The organism is Microbacterium galbinum (assembly GCF_023091225.1).
GTDB lineage: Bacteria > Actinomycetota > Actinomycetes > Actinomycetales > Microbacteriaceae > Microbacterium > Microbacterium galbinum.
Genome location: NZ_JAHWXM010000001.1, coordinates 1,090,115 through 1,110,360, shown reverse-complemented (window position 1 = coordinate 1,110,360; position 20,246 = coordinate 1,090,115). Strand labels below are relative to the sequence as shown.

At 70.9% G+C, this 20,246-nt stretch carries 17 protein-coding genes; 13 read left to right on the top strand and 4 right to left on the bottom strand.

What is annotated here, in order from left to right; genetic code table 11:
* Window positions 1–27: 27 nt before the first annotated feature.
* The 4 genes from KZC52_RS05480 (at window position 28) to KZC52_RS05465 (ending at window position 5,372) form a co-directional block, all read left to right on the top strand.
* Window positions 28–189, top strand: a complete 162-nt coding sequence (locus KZC52_RS05480; protein WP_247623045.1) for a hypothetical protein — start codon at window positions 28–30, stop codon at window positions 187–189.
* A gap of 50 nt (window positions 190–239) precedes the next feature.
* A complete protein-coding gene (locus tag KZC52_RS05475; RefSeq protein ID WP_247623044.1) occupies window positions 240–851 on the top strand; it encodes a gamma carbonic anhydrase family protein in 612 nt (203 codons plus the stop codon).
* The gene (locus tag KZC52_RS05470; RefSeq protein WP_247623043.1) at window positions 844–3,786 is read left to right on the top strand and encodes an aminotransferase; all 2,943 of its coding nucleotides are present in this window, start codon (window positions 844–846) and stop codon (window positions 3,784–3,786) included. The genes KZC52_RS05475 and KZC52_RS05470 overlap by 8 nt, the downstream gene beginning before the upstream one ends.
* Window positions 3,787–3,944: 158 nt before the next feature.
* Entirely contained in the window at window positions 3,945–5,372 is a 1,428-nt protein-coding gene (locus KZC52_RS05465; RefSeq protein ID WP_247623042.1) for an APC family permease, read from the top strand.
* A 63-nt stretch (window positions 5,373–5,435) separates the two neighbouring features.
* On the opposite strand, the gene gdhA is transcribed toward KZC52_RS05465, so the two are convergent.
* Window positions 5,436–6,806 (bottom strand): NADP-specific glutamate dehydrogenase, encoded by a 1,371-nt coding sequence (gene gdhA, locus KZC52_RS05460; protein ID WP_247623041.1) that lies wholly within the window; start codon window positions 6,804–6,806, stop codon window positions 5,436–5,438.
* Between the two features lie 144 nt (window positions 6,807–6,950).
* Window positions 6,951–9,647, bottom strand: coding sequence for a phosphoenolpyruvate carboxylase (locus KZC52_RS05455; RefSeq protein WP_247623040.1), 2,697 nt, complete (start codon window positions 9,645–9,647; stop codon window positions 6,951–6,953).
* Window positions 9,648–9,729: 82 nt separating this feature from the next.
* Here KZC52_RS05455 and KZC52_RS05450 point away from each other — a divergent pair, with 82 nt between their 5' ends.
* The 4 genes from KZC52_RS05450 to KZC52_RS05435 all read left to right on the top strand — a co-directional run bounded on the left by KZC52_RS05450 (window position 9,730) and on the right by KZC52_RS05435 (window position 13,859).
* Window positions 9,730–10,896 carry a Na+/H+ antiporter NhaA gene (locus KZC52_RS05450; RefSeq protein WP_247623039.1) on the top strand — a complete coding sequence of 389 codons (1,167 nt, stop codon included), beginning with the start codon at window positions 9,730–9,732 and terminating at the stop codon, window positions 10,894–10,896.
* A gap of 34 nt (window positions 10,897–10,930) precedes the next feature.
* A complete protein-coding gene (locus tag KZC52_RS05445) occupies window positions 10,931–11,590 on the top strand; it encodes a nucleoside triphosphate pyrophosphohydrolase (protein ID WP_247623038.1) in 660 nt (219 codons plus the stop codon).
* 132 nt (window positions 11,591–11,722) lie between these two features.
* Window positions 11,723–12,988, top strand: coding sequence for a histidine--tRNA ligase (gene hisS, locus KZC52_RS05440; RefSeq protein ID WP_247624711.1), 1,266 nt, complete (start codon window positions 11,723–11,725; stop codon window positions 12,986–12,988).
* A 58-nt stretch (window positions 12,989–13,046) separates the two neighbouring features.
* Window positions 13,047–13,859, top strand: coding sequence for an SGNH/GDSL hydrolase family protein (locus tag KZC52_RS05435; protein WP_247623037.1), 813 nt, complete (start codon window positions 13,047–13,049; stop codon window positions 13,857–13,859).
* A gap of 11 nt (window positions 13,860–13,870) precedes the next feature.
* Here the strand turns inward: KZC52_RS05435 and KZC52_RS05430 are convergent, their stop codons facing one another.
* Both KZC52_RS05430 and KZC52_RS05425 read right to left on the bottom strand, forming a co-directional pair.
* Window positions 13,871–15,136, bottom strand: a complete 1,266-nt coding sequence (locus KZC52_RS05430; protein ID WP_247623036.1) for an APC family permease — start codon at window positions 15,134–15,136, stop codon at window positions 13,871–13,873.
* Window positions 15,137–15,179: 43 nt separating this feature from the next.
* Window positions 15,180–15,650 carry a PaaI family thioesterase gene (locus KZC52_RS05425; RefSeq protein ID WP_247623035.1) on the bottom strand — a complete coding sequence of 157 codons (471 nt, stop codon included), beginning with the start codon at window positions 15,648–15,650 and terminating at the stop codon, window positions 15,180–15,182.
* A gap of 101 nt (window positions 15,651–15,751) precedes the next feature.
* On the opposite strand from KZC52_RS05425, the gene KZC52_RS05420 reads away from it, so the two are divergent.
* The 5 genes from KZC52_RS05420 to eno all read left to right on the top strand — a co-directional run bounded on the left by KZC52_RS05420 (window position 15,752) and on the right by eno (window position 20,234).
* Window positions 15,752–16,141: a GntR family transcriptional regulator gene (locus KZC52_RS05420; RefSeq protein WP_247623034.1), complete on the top strand. Its 390-nt coding sequence runs from the start codon at window positions 15,752–15,754 to the stop codon at window positions 16,139–16,141.
* Window positions 16,138–17,172, top strand: coding sequence for a DUF1648 domain-containing protein (locus KZC52_RS05415; protein ID WP_247623033.1), 1,035 nt, complete (start codon window positions 16,138–16,140; stop codon window positions 17,170–17,172). The genes KZC52_RS05420 and KZC52_RS05415 overlap by 4 nt, the downstream gene beginning before the upstream one ends.
* Window positions 17,172–18,146: a CPBP family intramembrane glutamic endopeptidase gene (locus KZC52_RS05410; protein WP_247623032.1), complete on the top strand. Its 975-nt coding sequence runs from the start codon at window positions 17,172–17,174 to the stop codon at window positions 18,144–18,146. The genes KZC52_RS05415 and KZC52_RS05410 overlap by 1 nt, the downstream gene beginning before the upstream one ends.
* A 31-nt stretch (window positions 18,147–18,177) precedes the next feature.
* Complete coding sequence (locus tag KZC52_RS05405) at window positions 18,178–18,837, top strand: O-methyltransferase (RefSeq protein ID WP_247623031.1); 660 nt, start codon at window positions 18,178–18,180, stop codon at window positions 18,835–18,837.
* 116 nt (window positions 18,838–18,953) lie between these two features.
* Window positions 18,954–20,234, top strand: coding sequence for a phosphopyruvate hydratase (eno, locus tag KZC52_RS05400; RefSeq protein ID WP_247623030.1), 1,281 nt, complete (start codon window positions 18,954–18,956; stop codon window positions 20,232–20,234).
* Window positions 20,235–20,246: the final 12 nt, after the last annotated feature.

Below are 20,246 nucleotides of genomic sequence, written 5' to 3'. Positions count from 1 at the left end.
CGGCGCAGGGCGGCGGAGGCTGAAGCCATGTGGACACTTCTGATCATCCTGCTCATCGTGTGGGCCGGCCTCGCCGTCTTCGGCTTCGTGGTCAAGGGCCTCCTCTGGCTCGCCGTCCTCGGCATCGTGCTGTTCCTGGCGACCCTCGTCATCGGCATGCTCCGCCGCACCGCAGCGACCAAGGAGTGACCGCGGAGCAGACCTCCCGCCGCGCGCTCCCGCGCCACTACGCTGTGAGCATGTTGTACGAGCACCTCGGGGCTCGGCCCCGGATCCACGACACCGCCGTCATCGCTCCCACCGCCGTCGTCTCCGGCGACGTCGAGATCGGCGCGGGCTGCCAGGTGCTGCACGGCGCCGTGATCACGGCCGAGGGCGGGCCGATCACGCTCGGCGCGCACGTGATCGTGATGGAGAACGCCCTCGTGCGGGCGACCGCCGCGAACGCCGTGCGCATCGGTGATCACACCCTCGTAGGTACGCTGGCGAGCATCGCCGGCGCGACGGTGGGCGAGGAGGTGTTCCTCGCCTCGGGTGCGCGGATCTTCAACGGCGCGATCGTGGGTGCGCGCAGCGAGGTGCGCGTCAACGCGATCGTTCAGAGGCGTGCGCGCGTTCCCGAGGGCACGGTCGTGCCGATCGGCTGGGTGGCGGTGGGCGATCCGCTCCAGCTGTTCTCGCCGGATCGGGATGCCGAGATCGCCGCGGCGCAGCCCGATCTCGACTTCCCGGGGCACGTGTTCGGCGTCGACCGCGACACCCCGGATCTGATGGTGCAGCTCACCGAGCGCTACGGCTCTTCGCTGGCGCGTCACGCCGACGACCTCCCGCTCGGCGACGCCCGTGGCTGAGGCGGGCGCGGGACTCGTCCGGCCGGACGTCGACGAGGAAGACGCCGCCCGGATCGCCCGCGATCTCTACGGAGCCGACGTCGTCGCACGCGAGCTCGGCAGCAACCAGGACCGCAACTTCCTGCTCACGGAGGTCGACGGCTCGCGCAGCGTCCTCCGTATCGACAACCCGGTGTTCGGCGACGATGCGCGCGACGCCCAGCACGCGGCCCTCGATGCCTACCGGGCAGCGGGCGTGGCCGTGCCCGCCGTGCTTCCGGGACTCGACGGTGCGCTGACCCAGCGCTGGCGCGGATTCGCCGTGCGCCGCAGCGAGTTCGCCGTTGGGGAGGAGCTCGTCGACGCCGGTTATCTCGCGCCGGTCGTGCTCGCCGAGTTCGGAGCGCTCGCGGCGGCGTCGGTGAACGCACTGGCGCCCCTCCGGCATCCGGGACTCGATCGCCCGCACATGTGGGACATGCGCGTGGCCTTCGACGAGACGGCGAAGCTCGCAGGCTCGATCACCGACGACGCGCTGCGCGGGCGCGTGCTCGCGGCGTCCGAGGAAGCTCGGAAGGCGCTCGCGGCGGTCGAGAGCGATCTGCCCGTCCAACCGATCCACGGCGATCTCACGGACGACAACGTCATGGGGCGGCGAGGGGCCGACTCCCGCCTGCACCCGCACACCGTGCTCGACCTCGGCGACCTGGCTCTCGGGTGGCGTGTGGCCGAGCTCGCGGTGTGCGTGTCGTCGATGCTGCACCACGAACCGGATCGCCCGCTGCGGGTGCTCGACACGGTCGCCGCCTTCCACGCCGATGCGCCGTTGAGCGACGCGGAGGCCCGCGCGGTCTGGCCTCTCGTGGTGCTGCGCGCCGCGCTCCTCGTCGCCAGCGGGTGGCGGCAGCTCGAGATCGACGGTGACAACGACTACGCCCGCGAGCGGATCGCGGGGGAGCAGGCGATCTTCGACGCGGCGACACTCCTGCCGCTCGCGGAGGTCTGCGAGCAGGTGCTCGCACGAGTCGGGGTCGAGGCTCCGCAGTTCTCCGGTCGGGTCGAGGGGGCGCCGCTCACCGCCGTGCTGCCCGACTTCACCGGCACCGTCGAGGCGGTCGATCCGGGCGTCGAGTCCGACGCTCTCGACGCCGGACGCTGGCAGCGAGCGGATGCCGAGGCGGCCCTGGTCGCGTCGGCCCTGGCGGGGGGAGCCGGAGCGGCGCTCATGCCCTACGGGGTGTTCCGGCTGACGCGCACGCGCGTGGACGTCGCGGATGCCGCCCCCACCTGGCCCGTGCACACCGAGATCCATCTCGGCGCCGGCCCTCGCCTCCGCGTGACGAGTCCCGTCGACGGAGCGCTGCGGGCGAGCCGCGAAGAGCCGCGCATCGTGCTCGGGGACGGCTGGATCCTCGATCTGCGCGGGGTCGAGATCGACGACCGGGCGGCGCTGCACGTGTCGGCGGGTGACATGGTGGGGTGGCTCCCGGCGTCCGACACGGATCGCGTGCTCACCCTCGGCCTCCGACGGTCGGATGCCCCCGAACGACCTCCGCGCACTCCCGGCGCCGCCCTGGTCGAGCCCGAGCGGGTGCCGGCCTGGCGCCGTCTCACGGCCGATCCCGCGCCGTTGCTGGGTGTGCCGTCGCGCGCGCAGCACGACGAGTCCGCCGACGAGCTCGCACGCCGGGAGCGGATCTTCGCCGCCGCCCAGGAGCGGTACTACGCGCATCCGCCGCAGATCGAGCGCGGCTGGCGGCACCACCTGGTCGATACGACCGGCCGCGCCTACATCGACATGGTCAACAACGTCGCCGGCCTCGGACACGGACACCCGAGGGTCGCCGATGCGGCGGCCCGCCAGCTGCGCACACTCGGCACCAACTCGCGGTTCCTGTTCCGCGATCTCGCGGAGTACAGCGAGCGACTTCTCGCGCTGATGCCGCAGGGGAGCGGCCTCGACACGGTGCTGCTCGTCAACAGCGGCTCGGAGGCGGTCGACCTCGCGATCCGGCTCGCGCAGGCGGCGACCGGGCGGCGCACGATCGTGGCGCTGCGCGAGGCGTATCACGGCTGGACGATGGCCAGCGATGCGGTGACCACGAGCGCCTACGACAACCCGTTCGCCCTCGAGACGCGACCCGACTGGGTGCACGTCGCCGACGTGCCCAACCGGTACCGCGGCACGTATCGCGGCGACGACACCGCGGGGCGCTATCTCGACGACCTCTCGGCCGATCTCGCGGCCCTCGATCGTGACGGCCGTGATGCGGCCGCCTTCCTGTGCGAATCCGTGCTCGGCAACGCCGGGGGAGTGCTCCTACCCGAGGGGTACCTCGCGGGCGCCTACGAACGCGTCCGGGACGCGGGCGGTCTGTGCATCGCCGACGAGGTGCAGGTGGGCTTCGGCCGCCTGGGATCGACGTTCTGGGGCTTCGAGCGGGCGGGCGTCGCGCCCGACATCGTCACGATCGCCAAGCCCATGGGCAACGGCTTCCCGATCGGCGGAGTGATCACCTCGAAGCGCATCGCCGACGCCCTCGCCACGCAGGGGCAGTTCTTCTCCTCGGCCGGGGGCAGCACCCTGAGCTGCCGCGTCGGGCTCGCCGTGCTCGACGCGATGGTCGAGGACGACCTCCAGCGCAACGCCGAGAACCTCGGCGCGCGGCTCGCCGACGGGCTGCGGGCGCTCGGCGACGAGCATCCGATGGTGGCCGTCGTGCACGGAGCCGGGCTGTATCTGGGCGTCGAGCTCGTGCGCGATCGCACGACGATGGAGCCCGCGGATGCCGAGGCCGCCGCGATCTGCGAACGGATGCGCGAACTCGGGGTCGTGGTGCTGACGACCTCGGAACGATCGAACGTGCTGAAGATCAAGCCGCCGCTGTGTCTGACGGCGCAGAGCGCCGACCATGTCGTCGCGATGCTGGGGCGGGTGCTGCGCGAGGGCTGGTGATCCCAAGATCTTCGAATCGCGCGCATTTTCGTCATGTTAAATGCGCATTTCGAATCGAAATTAGGGGTCGCGGTGATGAATACCTGTGCTCCATACTGATCCTCAACCGCCGGACGACCCGAGTCCGGCCCCTGGCGCTGTTCCAACGAGGAGTACCCATGGCACTGAAGACGAAGCCGCTCGCCCAGGGCGGCGGAACGCTCAGACGGAATCTCGGCCTGTGGGCCATCGTCGGTCTGGGCCTCGGATACATGACTCCCACCGTGGTGTTCGACACGTTCGGCATGGTCGCGCGCGACACGAACAACGTGGTCCCCGCCGCGTATCTCGTCGCCCTCGTGGTCATGGTGTTCACGGCCATCAGCTACGGCAAGATCGCCGGCGCCATCCCGAGCGCGGGATCGGCGTACACCTACGTGCGCGAATCGATCCACCCGAATCTCGGATTCATGGTCGGGTGGACGTCGTTGATCGACTACGTGCTGCTGCCCATGGTCAACTGCCTCATCGTCAAGAGCTACCTCGAGGCGATGTTCCCCGACATCCCGGCGTGGATCTGGGTGGTGCTGTACTGCATCCTCGTCACCAGCATCATCTACATGACCATGCGCGGCACCTCGAACCTGAACGTGATCCTGCTGATCTTCTCGATCATCGTCATGGTCGTGTTCGTGGTGCTCGTGGTCGCGCAGCTGATGCGCGGCGACGGGGCGGCGACCATCCTCTCGGTCGGCGCGTTCCTGCACGACGACGTCACCTTCACCGCCGTGCTGACCGGTGCGACCATCGTCTGCTTCTCGTTCATCGGATTCGACGCGGTCACGATGTACGCCGAGGAGGCGAAGGACCCGAAGGTCATGCCGAAGGCGATCCTGCTCACCGTCCTCATCGGCGGCGGCATCTTCCTCGTCTCCTCCTACGTGTCGCAGCTGCGGTTCCCGGACTGGAACGAATTCGCCCCCGGCGGCGACATGCAGTTCGTCGAGGACTCGACGCTCCCGATCATCGGCGACCTCGTCGGCGGCAACGTCTTCATGGCGGTGCTGACCGCCGCCGGTTTCTGCGCGACGCTCGCCTCGGGCCTCGCCTCGCACGCCTCGGTCTCGCGCATGCTGCTCGTGATGGGCCGCAACAACGTGCTGCCGCAGAAGGCCTTCGGCTACATCAACCCGCGCACCCACACGCCCACGTTCAACATCGTGCTCGTCGGGGCGATCTCGCTGCTCGCGATCCCCTTCACCCTCGAGCTCATCGCCGCGTGGATCAACTACGGTGCGCTGATCGCCTTCACCTTCGTGAACATCTCGGTGATCGCCTGGTTCGCGATCCGCAAGGGACGCCGTAAGACGCCGGCCGACATCTTCAACTTCATCGTGATGCCGACCATCGGCATGCTGCTCACCGGGTTGCTCTGGGTCAACCTGCACCAGGACGCCCTCATCGGCGGCCTCACCTGGACGGCGATCGGGTTCGTCTACCTGCTCGTGATCACGCGCGGCTTCCGCCGGAAGGTCGCGCCCTTCGACGAGAACCAGGCGGTGACCGGGTTCAACAAGGTCGTGAAGGTGCCGGTCGACGAGAGCTGACTGCGCCCGCGCGCACGAAGGGCCGTCTCCCGAGGGTCGTGGGAGACGGCCCTTCCGCAGGGGTCAGATGACGCCCTGCGCGAGCATCGCCGCAGCGACGCGCTCGAAACCGGCGATGTTCGCGCCGGCTACGTAATCACCCTCGACGCCGTAGCGCGCGGCCGCCTCGAAGGACGCCCGGTGGATGTCGCCCATGATCTCGCGCAGCTTGTTCTCGCTGTCGCCGAAGGTCCAGCGCTGACGGGAGGCGTTCTGGCTCATCTCGAGGGCCGAAGTGGCCACGCCGCCGGCGTTCGCCGCCTTGCCGGGGGCGAAGAGCACGCCCGCCTTCTGGAACGCCTCGACCGCTTCGGGAACGCACGGCATGTTCGCGCCCTCGGAGACCGCGCGCACGCCGTTCGCGATGAGGGCCCGAGCGTCGGCGAGGGAGACCTCGTTCTGCGTCGCCGAGGGCACGGCGATGTCGACCGGCACCTCCCAGACGCTGCCGCCCTCGACGAAACGGGCACCGGGGCGACGGTTCGCGTACTCGACGATGCGGGCCCGTTCGACCTCCTTGATCTGGCGCAGCAGATCGACGTCGATCCCGGCGTCGTCGACCACGTAACCGGAGGAATCGGATGCCGTCACCGGCACGGCACCGAGCTGGGTGGCCTTCTGGATCGCGTAGATCGCCACGTTGCCCGAGCCCGAGATGCCGACGCGCTTGCCCTCGAAGGAGTCGCCCTTCACGGCGAGCATCTCCTGCGCGAAGAAGACGGCGCCGTAACCGGTGGCCTCGGTGCGCACCTCGGCACCGCCCCAGCCCGTTCCCTTGCCGGTGAACATGCCCGACTCGTGACGGTTGGTGACCTTGCGGTACTGGCCGAAGAGGTAGCCGATCTCGCGGCCGCCCACTCCGATGTCGCCCGCGGGCACGTCGGTGTGCTCGCCGAGGTGACGGTAGAGCTCGTTCATGAACGACTGGCAGAAGCGCATGACCTCGGCGTTCGAGCGGCCGTGCGGGTCGAAGTCCGAGCCGCCCTTGCCGCCGCCGATGCCCTGGCCGGTGAGCGCGTTCTTGAAGATCTGCTCGAAGCCGAGGAACTTGATGATCGAGAGATTCACCGAGGGGTGGAAACGCAGTCCACCCTTGTACGGCCCGAGCACCGACGAGAACTGGATGCGGTAGCCGCGGTTGACCTGCAGCTTGCCCGAGTCGTCGACCCACGGCACGCGGAAGAGGATCTGCCGCTCCGGCTCGACGAGACGCTCGAGGATGCCGCCGTCGACGTACTCCGGGTGCGCGGCGAGCACCGGTGCGATCGACTGCAGCACCTCGTGCACCGCCTGGTGGAACTCGGGTTCGTGCGGGCTGCGGGTGAGCACCGTGTCGAACACGGGCTGCACGGCGGCTTCGAGCGGGTGGAAGGCGGCAGGGGAGAGTGCGGTCACGCGAAAGACTTTCTGGGGTGGGGGAGGGTGGTGCAGGCGATCGTGTCGCGTGAGGCTTCGCCGGATCAGGCGCGAGTTTTCACTCTATCGCGCGTCCTCCGCGCGCCCTCCCGCCCGGCACCGCCACCCACGAAGACGCGCGGGTCACCCGGTGTTCTGCAGGCCCGCCGCGACGCCGCTGACCGACAGCAGCAGCAGTCGCTGCTGCTCGGCGTCGGCTCCGGAACCCGTCGCCTCGGCATCCGCCGGCGCGCGCAACGCACGCAGTGCGCGCAGCTGGAGCAGCGAGAGCGCGTCGACGTACGGGCTGCGCAGCTGCACCGCGCGCTGCAGCACGGGCTTGTTCTCGAGCAGTCCCTCTCCGCCGGTGAGGCGGATGACCCACTGGCGCGTGAGAGCGAGTTCGTCGAGCACGAGAGCGGCCAGGTCGTCACGATCGCCGAGCGCGAGGTACTCGCGGGCGATGCGCTCGTCGGTCTTGGCGAGGCTCATCGCGACGTTGTCGATCATCGTGCGCAGCAGCGGCCACTCGCGGTAGGCCTCGGTGAGAAGCGCCTCGTCGCCCACGGCCTCGAGCGCGGTGCCGAGACCGAACCAGCCGGCGAGGTTGATGCGGGCCTGGGTCCAGGCGAACACCCACGGGATGGCGCGCAGGTCTTCGAGCGACTCCACCGACAGGCCGCGGCGCGCGGGGCGCGAACCCAGCGCGAGCAGACCGATCTCCTCCATCGGGGTCACGGTCGCGAACCAAGGTGCGAAGCCCTCGGCCTTCACGAGCGAGAAGAAGCGATCGCGCGAGGAGCGGTCCATCACCGCGGCCACCTCGGCGTACCGGGCGGCGGCACCGCTCGTGCGCTGCTCGACCGAGGGGGAGGAGGCGAGCAGAGTCGCCGCGGCCACCTGGTCGATGTGGCGCATCGCGATGGCCGGCTCGCCGTAGCGGGCGAAGATGACCTCGCCCTGCTCGGTGAGCTTGAAGCGGCCGTCGACCGAGTGCGGCGGCTGGGCGAGGATCGCCGAGTTCGCGGGTCCGCCGCCGCGCCCGAGGGCACCGCCGCGGCCGTGGAACAGCGTCAGCTCGATGTCGGAGTCCTGCGCCCACTGCGCGATCTTCTCCTGCGCCTCGTAGAGCGCGAGGTTCGCGGCGACCGGGCCGACGTCCTTCGACGAGTCGGAGTACCCGAGCATGACCTCGAGGCGGTTGCCCGTCTCGGCCATGCGCGCCCGGAACTCGGGGAAGGTCACGGCCTCGGCGAGGATGCCGGGGGCCGCCTGCAGGTCGGCGAAGGTCTCGAACAGCGGCACGACGTCGAGCACCGGGGCGTCGTCGCCGAGCGCGTGGCGGGCGAGACGGTGCACGTTCGCGAGGTCGGAGGCCGCCTGGGTGAACGAGACGACGTAGCGGCCGGCGGCGCGCAGACCGCGGTCGCGCTGGATCTCGGCGATCGCGCGGAAGACCTCGAGCACCTCCTCGGTCTGGGCGCTGATCGGTTCGTCCGACTCCAGCTCGGCGAGGGCCTTGGCGTGGACCTGGGAGTGCTGGCGCACCTCGAGCTCGGTGAGGTGGAAGCCGTAGGTCTCGACCTGCCAGATGAGGTGCTGCACCCCGCCGAAGGCGTGGCGGCGCGCGCCGGAGGCGACCAGCGAGGCCTGCACCGCGCGCAGATCGGCGAGCAGTTCCTCGGGCGTCGCATAGCGCTGAGCGCCATCGCCCCGGCGCGTCGCCGCGACCCGGTGCGCGAGCAGCAGCAGTACGCGCCGGTGCGGTTCGTCGGGGGAGCGGGTGGCCAGGGCCGCCGCGGCATCGGCATCGGCTCCGGCGAAGTCGTTCCACAGGGCGGTGACCTCGGCGCTGGGCGGCGTGGTCTCGGCATCGAGCGTGAGCGTGCGGCCGATGCGCTCGAGAGCGCGCTCGAGGCCGCGGAGCACGTGGTCCGAAGCGATCTGCGATGCCTCGCGGGTGACGGATGCCGTCACGAACGGGTTGCCGTCGCGGTCACCGCCGACCCACGACCCGATGCGCACGAACGCCGGGACGACCGGTGCGCTGGCGCCGGACTCCTCGCCGCGGAGGGCGTCGTCGATGCGACGGTAGACGTGGGGGACCGTCGTGAAGAGGGTCTCGTCGAAGACACCCATGACCGTGCGCACCTCGTCGGTCGGAGACGGCTTCTGCGAACGCAGCGGCGCGGTGCGCCACAGGGTGTCGATCTCCTCGAGCATGCGGCGACGGGCGCGGTGCTGCTCGGCCCCGCCCGCGCTCGCCGCATCGTGCTGCGTCAGCAGGTCGGAGAGACGGCGGATGCTCGACGAGACGGCGCGGCGGCGAGCCTCGGTCGGGTGGGCCGTGAAGACGGGGTGGAAGCGGAGACCCGCCAGGCGACGGCGCGCCTCCTCGTCGCCGACCTCGGTGCGCAGACGCGCGTAGGCGGTCGCGACGGTGTCGGCGGCATCCTCGCGGCCGGGCTGACCAGCGCGTTCGCGCAGCACGCGCACGCGCTGGTGCTCCTCGGCGAGGTTCACGAGGTGGAAGTAGCAGGTGAAGGCGCGGGCGACCTCGTCGGCGCGGGCGATCGTGAACGACTCGGCGATCGCCGAGGCCCGCTCGAAGGCATCCGAGGTCGAGTCCTCGTACGCCTGGATGGTCGCCAGACGCAGTCGCTCGACGTCGTCGAACAGGTCGTCGCCGCCCGCCTCGCGCAGCACCTGTCCGAGGAGCCCACCCAGCATGCGCACGTCGGAGCGCATCGCGTCGGGTATGCCCTGGCCTGCCTCGAAGCGCCCGATGACGCGGATGGCTTCGGTGTTGGTGGGCTCGGTGAAGACGTGTTCGGGGGTCACCCGTCGAGCGTATCCCGGTCGACGGGGGTGCTCCGCACGCATGACGGCGTGCGACACCGGTGCGCCGCCTAGCATGAGGGGGATGCGCATCTCGGTGAACCCCCTCCGCGGGCAGCAGTTCCCGGCCGTCCTCCTGCTGGTGGCAGCGGGGCTCGGCCTCCTTCTCGCGAATCTGCCGACGCACGATCCGATCGCCGCGGCGCTCGACGTGCATCTCGCGGTGCCGGGCACGAGCCTCGACCTCTCCCTCGCGCACTGGGTGTCGGACGGTCTGCTCGCCGTCTTCTTCTTCGTGGTAGCGATCGAGCTGCGGCACGAGCTCACCCATGGCGAGCTCGACTCGCCCCGCAAGGCCCTCCAGCCCGCCATCGCGGCGACGGGCGGAGTGCTCGTGCCGATCGCGATCTACCTGCTGATCGCGGGTGACGGAGCGACGGCATCCGGCTGGCCGATCCCCACGGCCACCGACATCGCGTTCGCGCTCGGAGTGCTGGCGATGTTCGGACGGGGCCTGCCGTCGACCGTGCGGGTGTTCCTGCTCGCCCTCGCGATCCTCGACGACATCATCGGCATCGTCTTCATCGCGGTGCTGTTCGCCCACGACGTGCAGTGGGTGCTGCTCGCCGCGGCGGTCGTCGCGGTCGCGGTCTTCTGGGTGCTGAGCAGGTGGCTCGGTGCGACCGGGCACGCGGGCATCGCCGTGCTCATGGTGCTGATCGGCATCCTCTGCTGGGGCCTGGTCGCGGCCTCCGGCATCCACGCCACGATCGCCGGGGTGATGCTGGGCCTGGTGATGGCGCCGACCCCCGCCGGACGTTCTCGTCATGCGCTCGAGCCCACGGTCAACGGCGCGATCCTCCCGCTGTTCGCGTTCGTCGCCGCGTTCGTGGTGATCCCCGCCGTCTCCCCGACGCAGCTGTCCCCGGCATTCTGGGCGATCGTGGTCGCCCTGCCGATCGGCAAACTCGTCGGCATCGGTCTGTTCGGGTGGCTCGCGATGCGCATCCGGCCGCGCGGGACGGCGCCCGCGCTGGTACTGCCCGACATCCTGGCCGCCGGCGCCCTCGGCGGCATCGGCTTCACGGTCTCGCTGTTGCTCGCGAACCTCGCGTTCGCTTCCGACGACGGCATCCGCGACCAGGCGATCCTCGGCGTCCTGGTGGGGTCCCTCCTTTCGCTCCTCTTCTCGGGGGTGGTCGTGTCGGCGCGAGCGCGGCACTATCGTCGGATCGCAGCGGCGTCGTCCTGACACCCGAGAGGCCGCACCGAGTGAAGGAGAATCCATGACCGCGCAGGCCTCGGACCACGGCGACGGATCTCCCCGCGATTCCCTCCGCGCGGCGGCAGACACCATGCGCGCCGTGCGCGAGCGCTGCGTGTGGTCGCAGCGGATCACACACCACGACCTCGTGCCGTACCTCATCGAGGAGTCCCACGAGGTGATCGACGCGGTCGAGAGAGGCACGCGCGACGACCTGCGCGAGGAGCTCGGAGACCTGCTGTGGCAGGTGCTCTTCCACGCCGCGATCGCGGCGCAGGACCCCGACGACCCCTTCGACATCGACGACGTGGCCGACACCCTCACCGAGAAGATGGTGCGGCGGCATCCGCACGTCTTCGCGGGCGAGACCGCGACCACCCCCGAAGAGGTGCTCGTGCACTGGAACGCCGCGAAGGCGGCCGAGAAGCGCACGCGCACGAGCGTGCTCGACGGGGTGCCCCGGGGGATGCCGGCGCTGGCGCTCGCGCAGAAGCTCGCCGGTCGCGCGGCCGGCGCGGGCATCGATGCGCCGGTGGCCGACGGTCCGTCGAGCGAGGCCGAACTCGGAGAGGCTCTCCTCGCCCTCGTGGGGCGCGCACGCGCCGAGGGGTGGGACGCCGAGCGGGCGCTGCGCGAACGGCTCCGCGTCCTCCAGCAGGACGTACGGTCCGCCGAGGGCTGAGCGGCGCTGGGTCGCTGAGCCGCTCCGGGGTCGCTGAGTCGCCCCGGGGTCGCTGAGCCCGTCGACGCGTCCCAGGCCTCGCAGCAGACCTGGAAAGATGGAGTCGTGGCTACTGTGAACCCGCCGCGCGGCATGCGCGACATCCTCCCCGCCGACAAGGCCCGCCGTGAGCGCGTGCTCTCCGTCATCCGCGAGCGCTACCGGGCGCACGGATTCGACGAGATCGAGACGCCCGTCGTCGAGGAGTACGCGCGTCTGCACGCCGGCATCGGCGGCGACAACGAGAAGCTCGCCTACAACGTGCTGCGCCGCGGACTCGACGCCGATGCCATCCGCGCGGCCGCCGACGACCCCGCCGCGCTGTCCGACCTCGGGCTGCGCTACGACCTGACCGTGCCGCTCGCGCGCTTCTACGCGAGCAACCGGGCGCAGCTCCCCGCGGTCTTCCGCTCGATCCAGATCGGCGCGGTCTGGCGGGCCGAGCGTCCCCAGAAGGGGCGCTACCGCCAGTTCGTGCAGTGCGACATCGACATCATGGGCGACGACTCCTCGCGTGCCGAGGCCGAGCTCATGGTCGCCTCGCTCGATGCCGTCGACGCTCTGGGACTGGACGGCGCGACGGTGCGCATCAACGACCGTCGCGTGCTCGACTGGATGCTCGAGAGCTTCGGTTTCGCCGCGGACGAGCGTCCCGGCGTGCTCATCACGATCGACAAGCTCGACAAGATCGGACCCGACGGCGTCGCCGCCGAACTGCGCGAGCGGGCCGCGACCCCGGGCGCCGTCGACGCGTTCGAGGCATTCCTGCGTCGCCCGCAGACCCGCGAGTACCTGCCCTACGGGGAGGCCCAGATCCGCAAGGCGCTGCCCGCGGACGCCCCCGACGAGATCGTCGATCACCTGGTGAGCATCGGCGAGGCCGTCGCGGTCGGCCGCGCGTCCGAGGCGACGGATGCCGCCGGCATCCCGCTCGTGTTCGATCCGTTCCTCGTGCGCGGCATGGGCTATTACACCGGCACGATCTTCGAGCTCGCACACCCCTCCGTCAGCTATTCGCTGGGCGGTGGCGGTCGCTACGACGGCATGATCGGTCGCTTCCTCGGGCAGCAGGTGCCGGCGGTGGGCTTCTCGCTCGGGTTCGAGCGCCTCGTCGACCTCGTGACGGCTGGCGGCGACGACCGTGAGGAGGCGATCGTGCTGGTGCACGACGCCGACGTCCCGGTCGCCGAACTTCTCGCGCACAAGACCGCACTGATCGCCGAGGGCGCGCGCGTGCGTCTCGAGCGTCGCCCGAAGAACCTCAAGGCGCTGCTCGAGCGGGCGTCCGCCGACGGCTTCACCTCGTTCGCGACGGTGTCGGCCGGGGCGGCCTCGCTGGAGCGCAAGCCGCTCGCCTGACGGTCGGCTCCGCGCCCGCGTTCACGCGGCGTTCACGTCACCGAGGTCGAATCGGGGCATGGGACGAACACGCCTCCCCATCCTCCTCGGCGCCACCGCCCTGACCGCGGGCTTCGCGGTCGGCGGGCGGGTTCTCCTCACGCGCCAGGCGGCGATCGCTCGGCGCCGGATCGGCAAGCCGCTGGGCGAGGACTCGCTGGATGCGGACCGCATCTGGCGACGCTCGCTCGACGGTGAGCCGATCGAACTCCTCGTGCTCGGCGACTCGCTCGCCGCGGGCCTCGGTGCGGCGCGGCGCAAGGAGACCCTCGGCGGACGCATCGCCAAGGGCCTGGCCGTTCGTCTGCACCGCCCGGTGCGGTTGCGCACCGCTGCGGTCGTCGGCTCGGAGTCGCCGGATCTCGACGCGCAGCTCGACGGTCTCGCGGCGGGGTACCGGCCCGATGTCGCGGTGATCGTGGTGGGGGGAAACGACGTGACGCATCGTCTTCCGGTCGCGACATCGGTGCGGCATCTCGATGCGGCTGTCCGGCGGCTGCGGGCGCTGGGCGCGGAGGTGGTGGTGGGCACCTGTCCCGATCTGGGGTCGCTGCGACCGGTGCCGCAGCCGCTGCGTCGGATCGTGTCGAGCCTGTCGCGGCGGCTCGCGGTCGCGCAGACGGATGCCGCGCGCCTCGCCGGCGCCGAGCCCGTCGACCTGCGCCGATCGGTCGGTCCGATGTTCTTCGACGAGCCGGAGCAGATGTTCAGCCTCGACCGATTCCACCCCAGCGCCCTCGGCTACCGCCGGACGGCCGAGGCCCTGCTGCCGGCGGTCTGCCGAGGAGCGCAGCGGTCGGTCAGGACGCGTCCTCACTCGGCGTCGCGCTGAACGAGGCGGCCCTACCGGTCGGATGCCGGGGGCTGAGCGCGAGGTCCGCTCCTGCGCCGGGCACGCAGCAGGATCGCTCGTCCGCCCACGCCGACGATCACGACGGCGGTGCCGACGAGAGACGCCAGCGCGGGGAGCGTGTTCACGAGCATCAGGCACCCGAGCGCGCCCACGACCTGCAGTGCGCGGGGGAAGCGGCGGGCCGCGCCCTCCTGCCGGAACGCCGCGGCGTTCGCGATCAGGTAGTAGAGCAGCACTCCGAACGACGAGAATCCGATCGCGTCGCGCAGATCGGCCATCAGGACGATGCCGATCACGACCACGCCGATCGTGATCTCGGCGCGGCGGGGCACCTGCCAGCGGGGATCGACCTTCGCGAGCACCGCGGGAAGGTCGTGTTCGCGCGCCATCGCGAGGGTCGTGCGCCCGATGCCCGTGAGCAGCGCCAGCAGCGCCCCGAGCGATGCGGTCGCCGCCGCGACGCGCACCACGGGCGCGAGCCACTCCGTGCCGGTCGCCGTGAGCACATCGACCAGCGGGGCGGGGCTGGTCGCGGCATCCGCTCCCAGCGTGAGCATCACGACGGCCGCGACCGCGCCGTAGACGACGACCGCGCCGCCGAGCGCGAGCAGGATCGCGCGGGGGATCGTGCGCGCGGGATCCACGACCTCCTCGCCCATCGTCGCGATGCGGGCGTACCCGGCGAACGCGAAGAAGAGCAGCCCGGCACCCTGCAGCACGCCATATGCCGTCGCATCGGGGAGCGCAGGGGCAGGGATGGCGGGCGATGCGCCGAACCCCGCAGCGACGACGATCGTCAGCCCGATCAGCGAGAGCACCACCAGGATGCGCGTGACCAGTGCCGTGCGCGTCACGCCGAAGCAGTTCACCGCGACGAGGGCGGCGACGGCCACCGCCGCGACGAGCGTCTCCCACCCCGTGGGGGCGGCGTAGGCGGCGAAGGTCATCGCCATGGCCGCGCAGCTCGCGATCTTGCCGATCACGAAGCTCCACCCGGCGACGAACCCCCACCAGGGACCGATCTCGGCGCGGGCGTACGCGTAGGTCCCTCCCGCGACGGGGTGGGAGGCGGCGAGCTGAGCGGAGGCGGTGGCGTTCGCGTAGGCGACGATCGCGGCGATCGCCAGGGCGACGGGCAGCCCGGCGCCGGCGACGCCGATCGCGGGCGCCCAGACCGAGAAGACCCCCGCTCCGATCATCGAGCCGAGACCGATGAAGACGGCATCGGCGAGTCTCAGTCGGCGGGCGAGGGGCATCCCGTCATCGTCGCATCGATCGGTGAACGGCGGGTGACCCGCGTCAGCGGCGGGCCTCGGTGACCCGCTTCTTCTCGCGGATGTAGACCTCGCGCCGCACGCGGGCCACGACATCCCCGTCGCGATCGGTGATCACGGTCTCGAACCACTCGAGCACCTTCCCACCGCCGTGCGCCTTGCGCCGGATGTCTTCGGCGCGCGCCTTCGACACCGCGAACTCCGCGGTCAGCACTCCGCGTCCCGGCTTGATCAGATCGATCTCGCCACGGGTGTCCCACACGACGTAGTCCCGGCCGAGCTGGTGCATCACGAGCATGAAGAAGTACGGGTCGGTCATCGCCGACATCGATCCGCCGAACGCCGTCTTGACGTAGTTGCGGGTGAAGACGTTGACGTGCAGCTCGACGGTCGCGTGGGTCCAGTCGTCGCTGAAGCGACGGACGCGGATGCCGCTGAACAGGTTCGGGGCCCACAGGCTCATGCCGATCGAGAGGCGGCGGGGAGTGATGCGCATGGCGCCAGTGTGGCCGAGCGTGTCCGCCGGACGAAGTTCGCTAGAGGATTGCGACAGTTGTTATAGTTCACCTATAATTACTAGAGAAACGAGGAGGCGAGATGCTCATCAGGGTCGACATCGACAGCACGCGGCCGCTGTACGACCAGGTCGCCGCCTCCGTGCGGGCCGACATCCTCTCGGGAACCCTTCGCCCCGGTGACCGGCTGCCCTCCGCGAAGGAGGTCGCAGCGGCCCTCGACATCAACCAGCACACCGTGCTGCACGCGTATCAGGGGCTCCGCGACGAGGGGCTCCTCGATCTGCGTCGGGGGAGGGGCGCCGTCGTCGCCGCCTCCGCCGCCCCGCTCGCCGAACTCGCGAGCGATGTCGCCGAGCTGGTGCAGCGCGCCGCCCGGCTCGGCGTCTCCTCCGACACGCTCGCCGCACTGATCCGCTCCCACCGCGCCGGTACGCCCGGCACCGCAGGCCCCGAGGAGGTCGCCCCATGACCACGCACCCATCCGCGCAGGCATCCGAGAGCCGTCGCGCCCGCGCGGCGTTCCTCGCCGTCGGTGTCGCCCTTCCCGTCGCGCTCGTGGCGATCGGCTCCGCCGTGATCGCCGCGTGGCTGCCCACTCTGCCCGACCCCGTCGTCATCCACTGGGGAACCGCCGGCGCCGACGGGTTCGCCGCGCCGACCGCATACTTCTGGTTGCTCCTCGCGGTCGGTCTCGTGCTGCCGCTCGCGCTCGCGCTCACCTCCTTCGGAGCATCGCGCGGCAGGTGGGGAACGACCACGCGACTGATGGGCGGCTTCGCCGCCGGACTCTCGGCGTTCGCGCTCACGCTGTGCCTCGGGTCGCTCGCGCTGCAGCGCGGACTGGCCGACGCGGCCGACACCCCCGACGTCGGGCTCGTCCTCCTGCTCGCGTTCGTCGTGCTGGCCGCGGGAACGGTCGCGGGGTGGGCCGTGCAGCCGCGCGTCATCGACGAGGCGGGGGGCGTCCTCGAACCCCGGCTCGCGGTGCGGGTGGCCGACGGCGAACGGGTGGTCTGGCTCGGCACGACAACGATGCCGCGCGCGGCGCTGCTGTCGATGGCGGGGGTCACGCTCCTCCTCGCCGTGCTCGCGGCGTACATGCTCGCGGCGGGTGCCGCGGGCGGGTGGGTCACCACGATCAGCGTGATCGTGGTGGGAGGTGCGCTCGCCGTCACCTCCGCGTTCCGCGTGCGCATCACGCCGTCGGGGTTCGCCGCGCGGTCTCTGCTCGGCTGGCCGCGGGCGGTGATCCCGATCGATCGGATCGTCTCGGCGCGCGCCGTCGACATCTCTCCGTTCGGGGACTTCGGGGGCTGGGGATGGCGGATCGCGGTCGACGGCCGTACGGGGATCGTGATGCATCGGGGCGCCGCGATCGAGATCGCACGCCGTGACCGCAAGCCCTTCATCGTCACGATCGACGGCGCCGAAGAAGCCGCCGCGCTCCTCCAGGCCTACGCCGAGCGCCATGCATCCGACAGCGAACGAGAGGCCTCCTGATGACCGCTGCACGCTCCTCCCTTCCCCGACGCGTTCCGTGGAGCGCGGTGATCGTGTTCGTTGCGCTCGCCTGCGGCCTCGCGTGGCTCGTGGCGCTGCCGCTGTGGCTCGGCGCGGGGCTCGCCTCGCCGCTCACCCCGGTGCTGCTGCCGGTGATGATGTTCACGCCGGCGGTCGCCGCGCTCATCGTGACCTTCGCGCTCAGGGTCCCCGCCCCGGGCGGTCGCGCCCGGTTCCTCGGACTCTGGCCGCTCCGCCCGGCGAAGCGCGTCGTCTGGCTGATGGTGGCGGGGTGGCTCGTTCCGCCCGTGCTCGTGGCGCTCACGATCCTCGTCGCCGCCGCACTCGGGTTCGTGCAGATCGACCTCGCCTTCGGCGGATTCGCCGCCCAGATCGCCGCCGCTCTCCCGCCCGGCACCCCGATGCCGCCCATCGAGCTGCTGGTCGTCGCGCAGTTCGCGATGATCCCCGCCGGCGCGCTTCTCAACAGCGTCCTCGCGTTCGGCGAGGAGCTCGGGTGGCGCGGATGGCTCCTCCCGGCCCTGCGACCGCTGGGCACGTGGCCGGCGCTCCTCCTCAGCGGAGCGATCTGGGGGCTGTGGCACAGCCCGGTCATCCTGCTCGGGTACAACTTCGGCCGGATCGACTTCTCGGGTGTGCTGCTCATGGTCGCCGGATGCATCGCGTGGGGCATCCTGCTCGGGTGGCTGCGCCTGCGGTCGGCATCGCTCTGGCCCGCGGTCCTGGCGCACGGAGCGCTCAACGCCGCCGCCGGGCTCGTGCTGGTCGTCGCCGCTTCCGCACCCGACATGGCGCTGGCCGGCCCCCTGGGGGTCGCGGCCTGGATCGTGATCGCCGTCGTGGTGCTGGTGCTCGTCGTGACCGGCCAGTTCCGCCATCAGCCCGAGCTCGCCGACGGGCACGGCCGGCTGCTCTCGGTACCGCGCGAGGGGGCGGTGAACCCACCCTCTTGACGGTGTCGGGCTCGGCGGGTTGGCTGAGGCCATGGAATCCACACCGCAGACCTGGTCGGACGCCGACGTCTACCTCGCCGACACCCTCGTCGGGCACGACGATGCCCTGGAGGCCGCGCTCGCCGCGCAGCGCGCGGCGGGCCTCCCCGAGATCGAGGTCGCGCCGGTCGGCGGCAAGCTCCTGCATCTCCTCGCCCGCATCAGCGGTGCGCGCCGGGTGCTCGAGATCGGCACGCTCGGCGGGTATTCGACGATCTGGTTGGCACGAGCGGTCGGTCCCGAGGGGCGCGTCGTGACCGTCGAGGCCGAGGCGGCGAATGCGGCCGTCGCGCGGGCGAGCATCGACGCCGCCGGGGTGGGGGAGCAGGTCGACATCCGGATCGGCCGCGGCGCGGACGTCCTGCCGACCCTCGTCGGCGGGTTCGACCTCGTCTTCATCGACGCCGACAAGGAGTCGAACACGATCTACCTCGACTGGGCGGCGAAGCTCGGTCATCCCGGCACCGTGATCGTGCTCGACAACATCGGCCGCGAGGGCGAGATCGTGCGCGCGGACTCGACCGATCCGAAGGTGATCGGCACGCGCGACGGACTGCGGATGCTCGGAACCGATCCGCGATTCGACGCGACCGCGCTGCAGACCGTCGGCATCAAGGGTTGGGACGGCGTGGCGGTCGCCCTGGTCGTCTGACGTTCGGCTGCTGTTCGCCCCGGGAGGGCTTCGAGGCGTCGGAGGGGGCGGGCTAGACTGGGCGACGGATCGAAGACGCTCCACATCACTCTTCCCCCTGAACAAGGAGCACATCAGTGGCACTGATCGAGGCTGTAGGCGCACGTGAGATTCTCGACTCGCGCGGAAACCCGACCGTCGAGGTGGAGGTGCTCCTCGACGACGGCATCGTCCAGCGTGCCGCCGTTCCCTCCGGTGCCTCCACGGGTGCGTTCGAGGCGTACGAGCTGCGCGACGGAGACAAGAGCCGCTACGGCGGCAAGGGCGTGCTGAAGGCCGTCGAGGCCATCATCGACGAGCTCGGCCCGGCCCTCGAGGGTGTCGAGGCGAGCGAGCAGCGCATCGTCGACGAGATCCTCATCGAGGTCGACGGCACCGAGAACAAGAAGCGCGTCGGCGCGAACGCCATCCTCGGCGTCAGTCTCGCCGTGGCGAAGGCCGCCGCCGACTCGGCCGACCTGCCGCTGTTCCGCTACCTCGGCGGACCGAACGCTCATGTCCTGCCCGTCCCGCTGTTCAACGTCATCAACGGTGGCGAGCACGCCGACAACGGCATCGACATGCAGGAGTTCTTCCTCGCGCCGATCGGTGCCGAGACTTACTCGGAGTCCCTGCGCTGGGGCGTCGAGACCTACCACGTGCTGCGCAGCGAGCTGAAGGCCGCCGGCTACGCGACGGGCCTCGGCGACGAGGGCGGCTTCGCCCCCGACCTGCCCAGCAACCGCGAGGGCCTCGACTTCCTCGTCAAGGCGATCGAGAAGGCCGGCTTCACGCCGGGCCGCGACATCGCGCTCGGCCTCGACGTCGCCGCGACCGAGTTCTTCACCGACGGCGTCTACCGCCTCGACAACAAGGACTGGGACGCCGAGGCGCTCACCGAGTACTACGTCGGCCTCGTCAACGACTTCCCGATCGTCACGATCGAGGACGCCCTCGCCGAGGACGACTGGGACAACTGGAAGCACCTCACCGAGGCGCTCGGCTCGAAGGTGCAGCTCGTCGGCGATGACCTGTTCGTGACGAACCCTGCCCGTCTCGCCGACGGCATCAAGCGCGGTGTCGCCAACTCGCTGCTGGTCAAGGTCAACCAGATCGGAACGCTCACCGAGACGTTCGACGCGGTCAGCCTCGCGCAGCGCTCGGGCTACACGGCGATGCTCTCGCACCGTTCGGGCGAGACCGAGGACACCACGATCGCCGACCTGGTCGTCGCGACGAACGCGGGTCAGATCAAGGCGGGTGCGCCTGCTCGCAGCGAGCGCGTCGCGAAGTACAATCAGCTTCTGCGCATCGAAGAGGAACTGGGCGATGCGGCGGTCTTCGCCGGCCGCTCGGCGTTCCCGCGCTACCAGGGCTGATCGCAGCTGAGA

What these genes read in the sequence shown, in the direction of transcription:
- KZC52_RS05430 (WP_247623036.1), bottom strand. Translation starts at nt 15,136, where the DNA reads ATGCCCCTCGCCCGCCGACTGAGACTCGCCGATGCCGTCTTCATCGGT.
- KZC52_RS05445 (WP_247623038.1), top strand. Translation starts at nt 10,931, where the DNA reads ATGACCGCGCAGGCCTCGGACCACGGCGACGGATCTCCCCGCGATTCC.
- KZC52_RS05435 (WP_247623037.1), top strand. Translation starts at nt 13,047, where the DNA reads ATGGGACGAACACGCCTCCCCATCCTCCTCGGCGCCACCGCCCTGACC.
- KZC52_RS05450 (WP_247623039.1), top strand. Translation starts at nt 9,730, where the DNA reads ATGCGCATCTCGGTGAACCCCCTCCGCGGGCAGCAGTTCCCGGCCGTC.
- KZC52_RS05475 (WP_247623044.1), top strand. Translation starts at nt 240, where the DNA reads ATGTTGTACGAGCACCTCGGGGCTCGGCCCCGGATCCACGACACCGCC.
- KZC52_RS05465 (WP_247623042.1), top strand. Translation starts at nt 3,945, where the DNA reads ATGGCACTGAAGACGAAGCCGCTCGCCCAGGGCGGCGGAACGCTCAGA.
- KZC52_RS05415 (WP_247623033.1), top strand. Translation starts at nt 16,138, where the DNA reads ATGACCACGCACCCATCCGCGCAGGCATCCGAGAGCCGTCGCGCCCGC.
- KZC52_RS05480 (WP_247623045.1), top strand. Translation starts at nt 28, where the DNA reads ATGTGGACACTTCTGATCATCCTGCTCATCGTGTGGGCCGGCCTCGCC.
- KZC52_RS05405 (WP_247623031.1), top strand. Translation starts at nt 18,178, where the DNA reads ATGGAATCCACACCGCAGACCTGGTCGGACGCCGACGTCTACCTCGCC.
- hisS (WP_247624711.1), top strand. Translation starts at nt 11,723, where the DNA reads ATGCGCGACATCCTCCCCGCCGACAAGGCCCGCCGTGAGCGCGTGCTC.
- KZC52_RS05420 (WP_247623034.1), top strand. Translation starts at nt 15,752, where the DNA reads ATGCTCATCAGGGTCGACATCGACAGCACGCGGCCGCTGTACGACCAG.
- KZC52_RS05410 (WP_247623032.1), top strand. Translation starts at nt 17,172, where the DNA reads ATGACCGCTGCACGCTCCTCCCTTCCCCGACGCGTTCCGTGGAGCGCG.
- KZC52_RS05425 (WP_247623035.1), bottom strand. Translation starts at nt 15,650, where the DNA reads ATGCGCATCACTCCCCGCCGCCTCTCGATCGGCATGAGCCTGTGGGCC.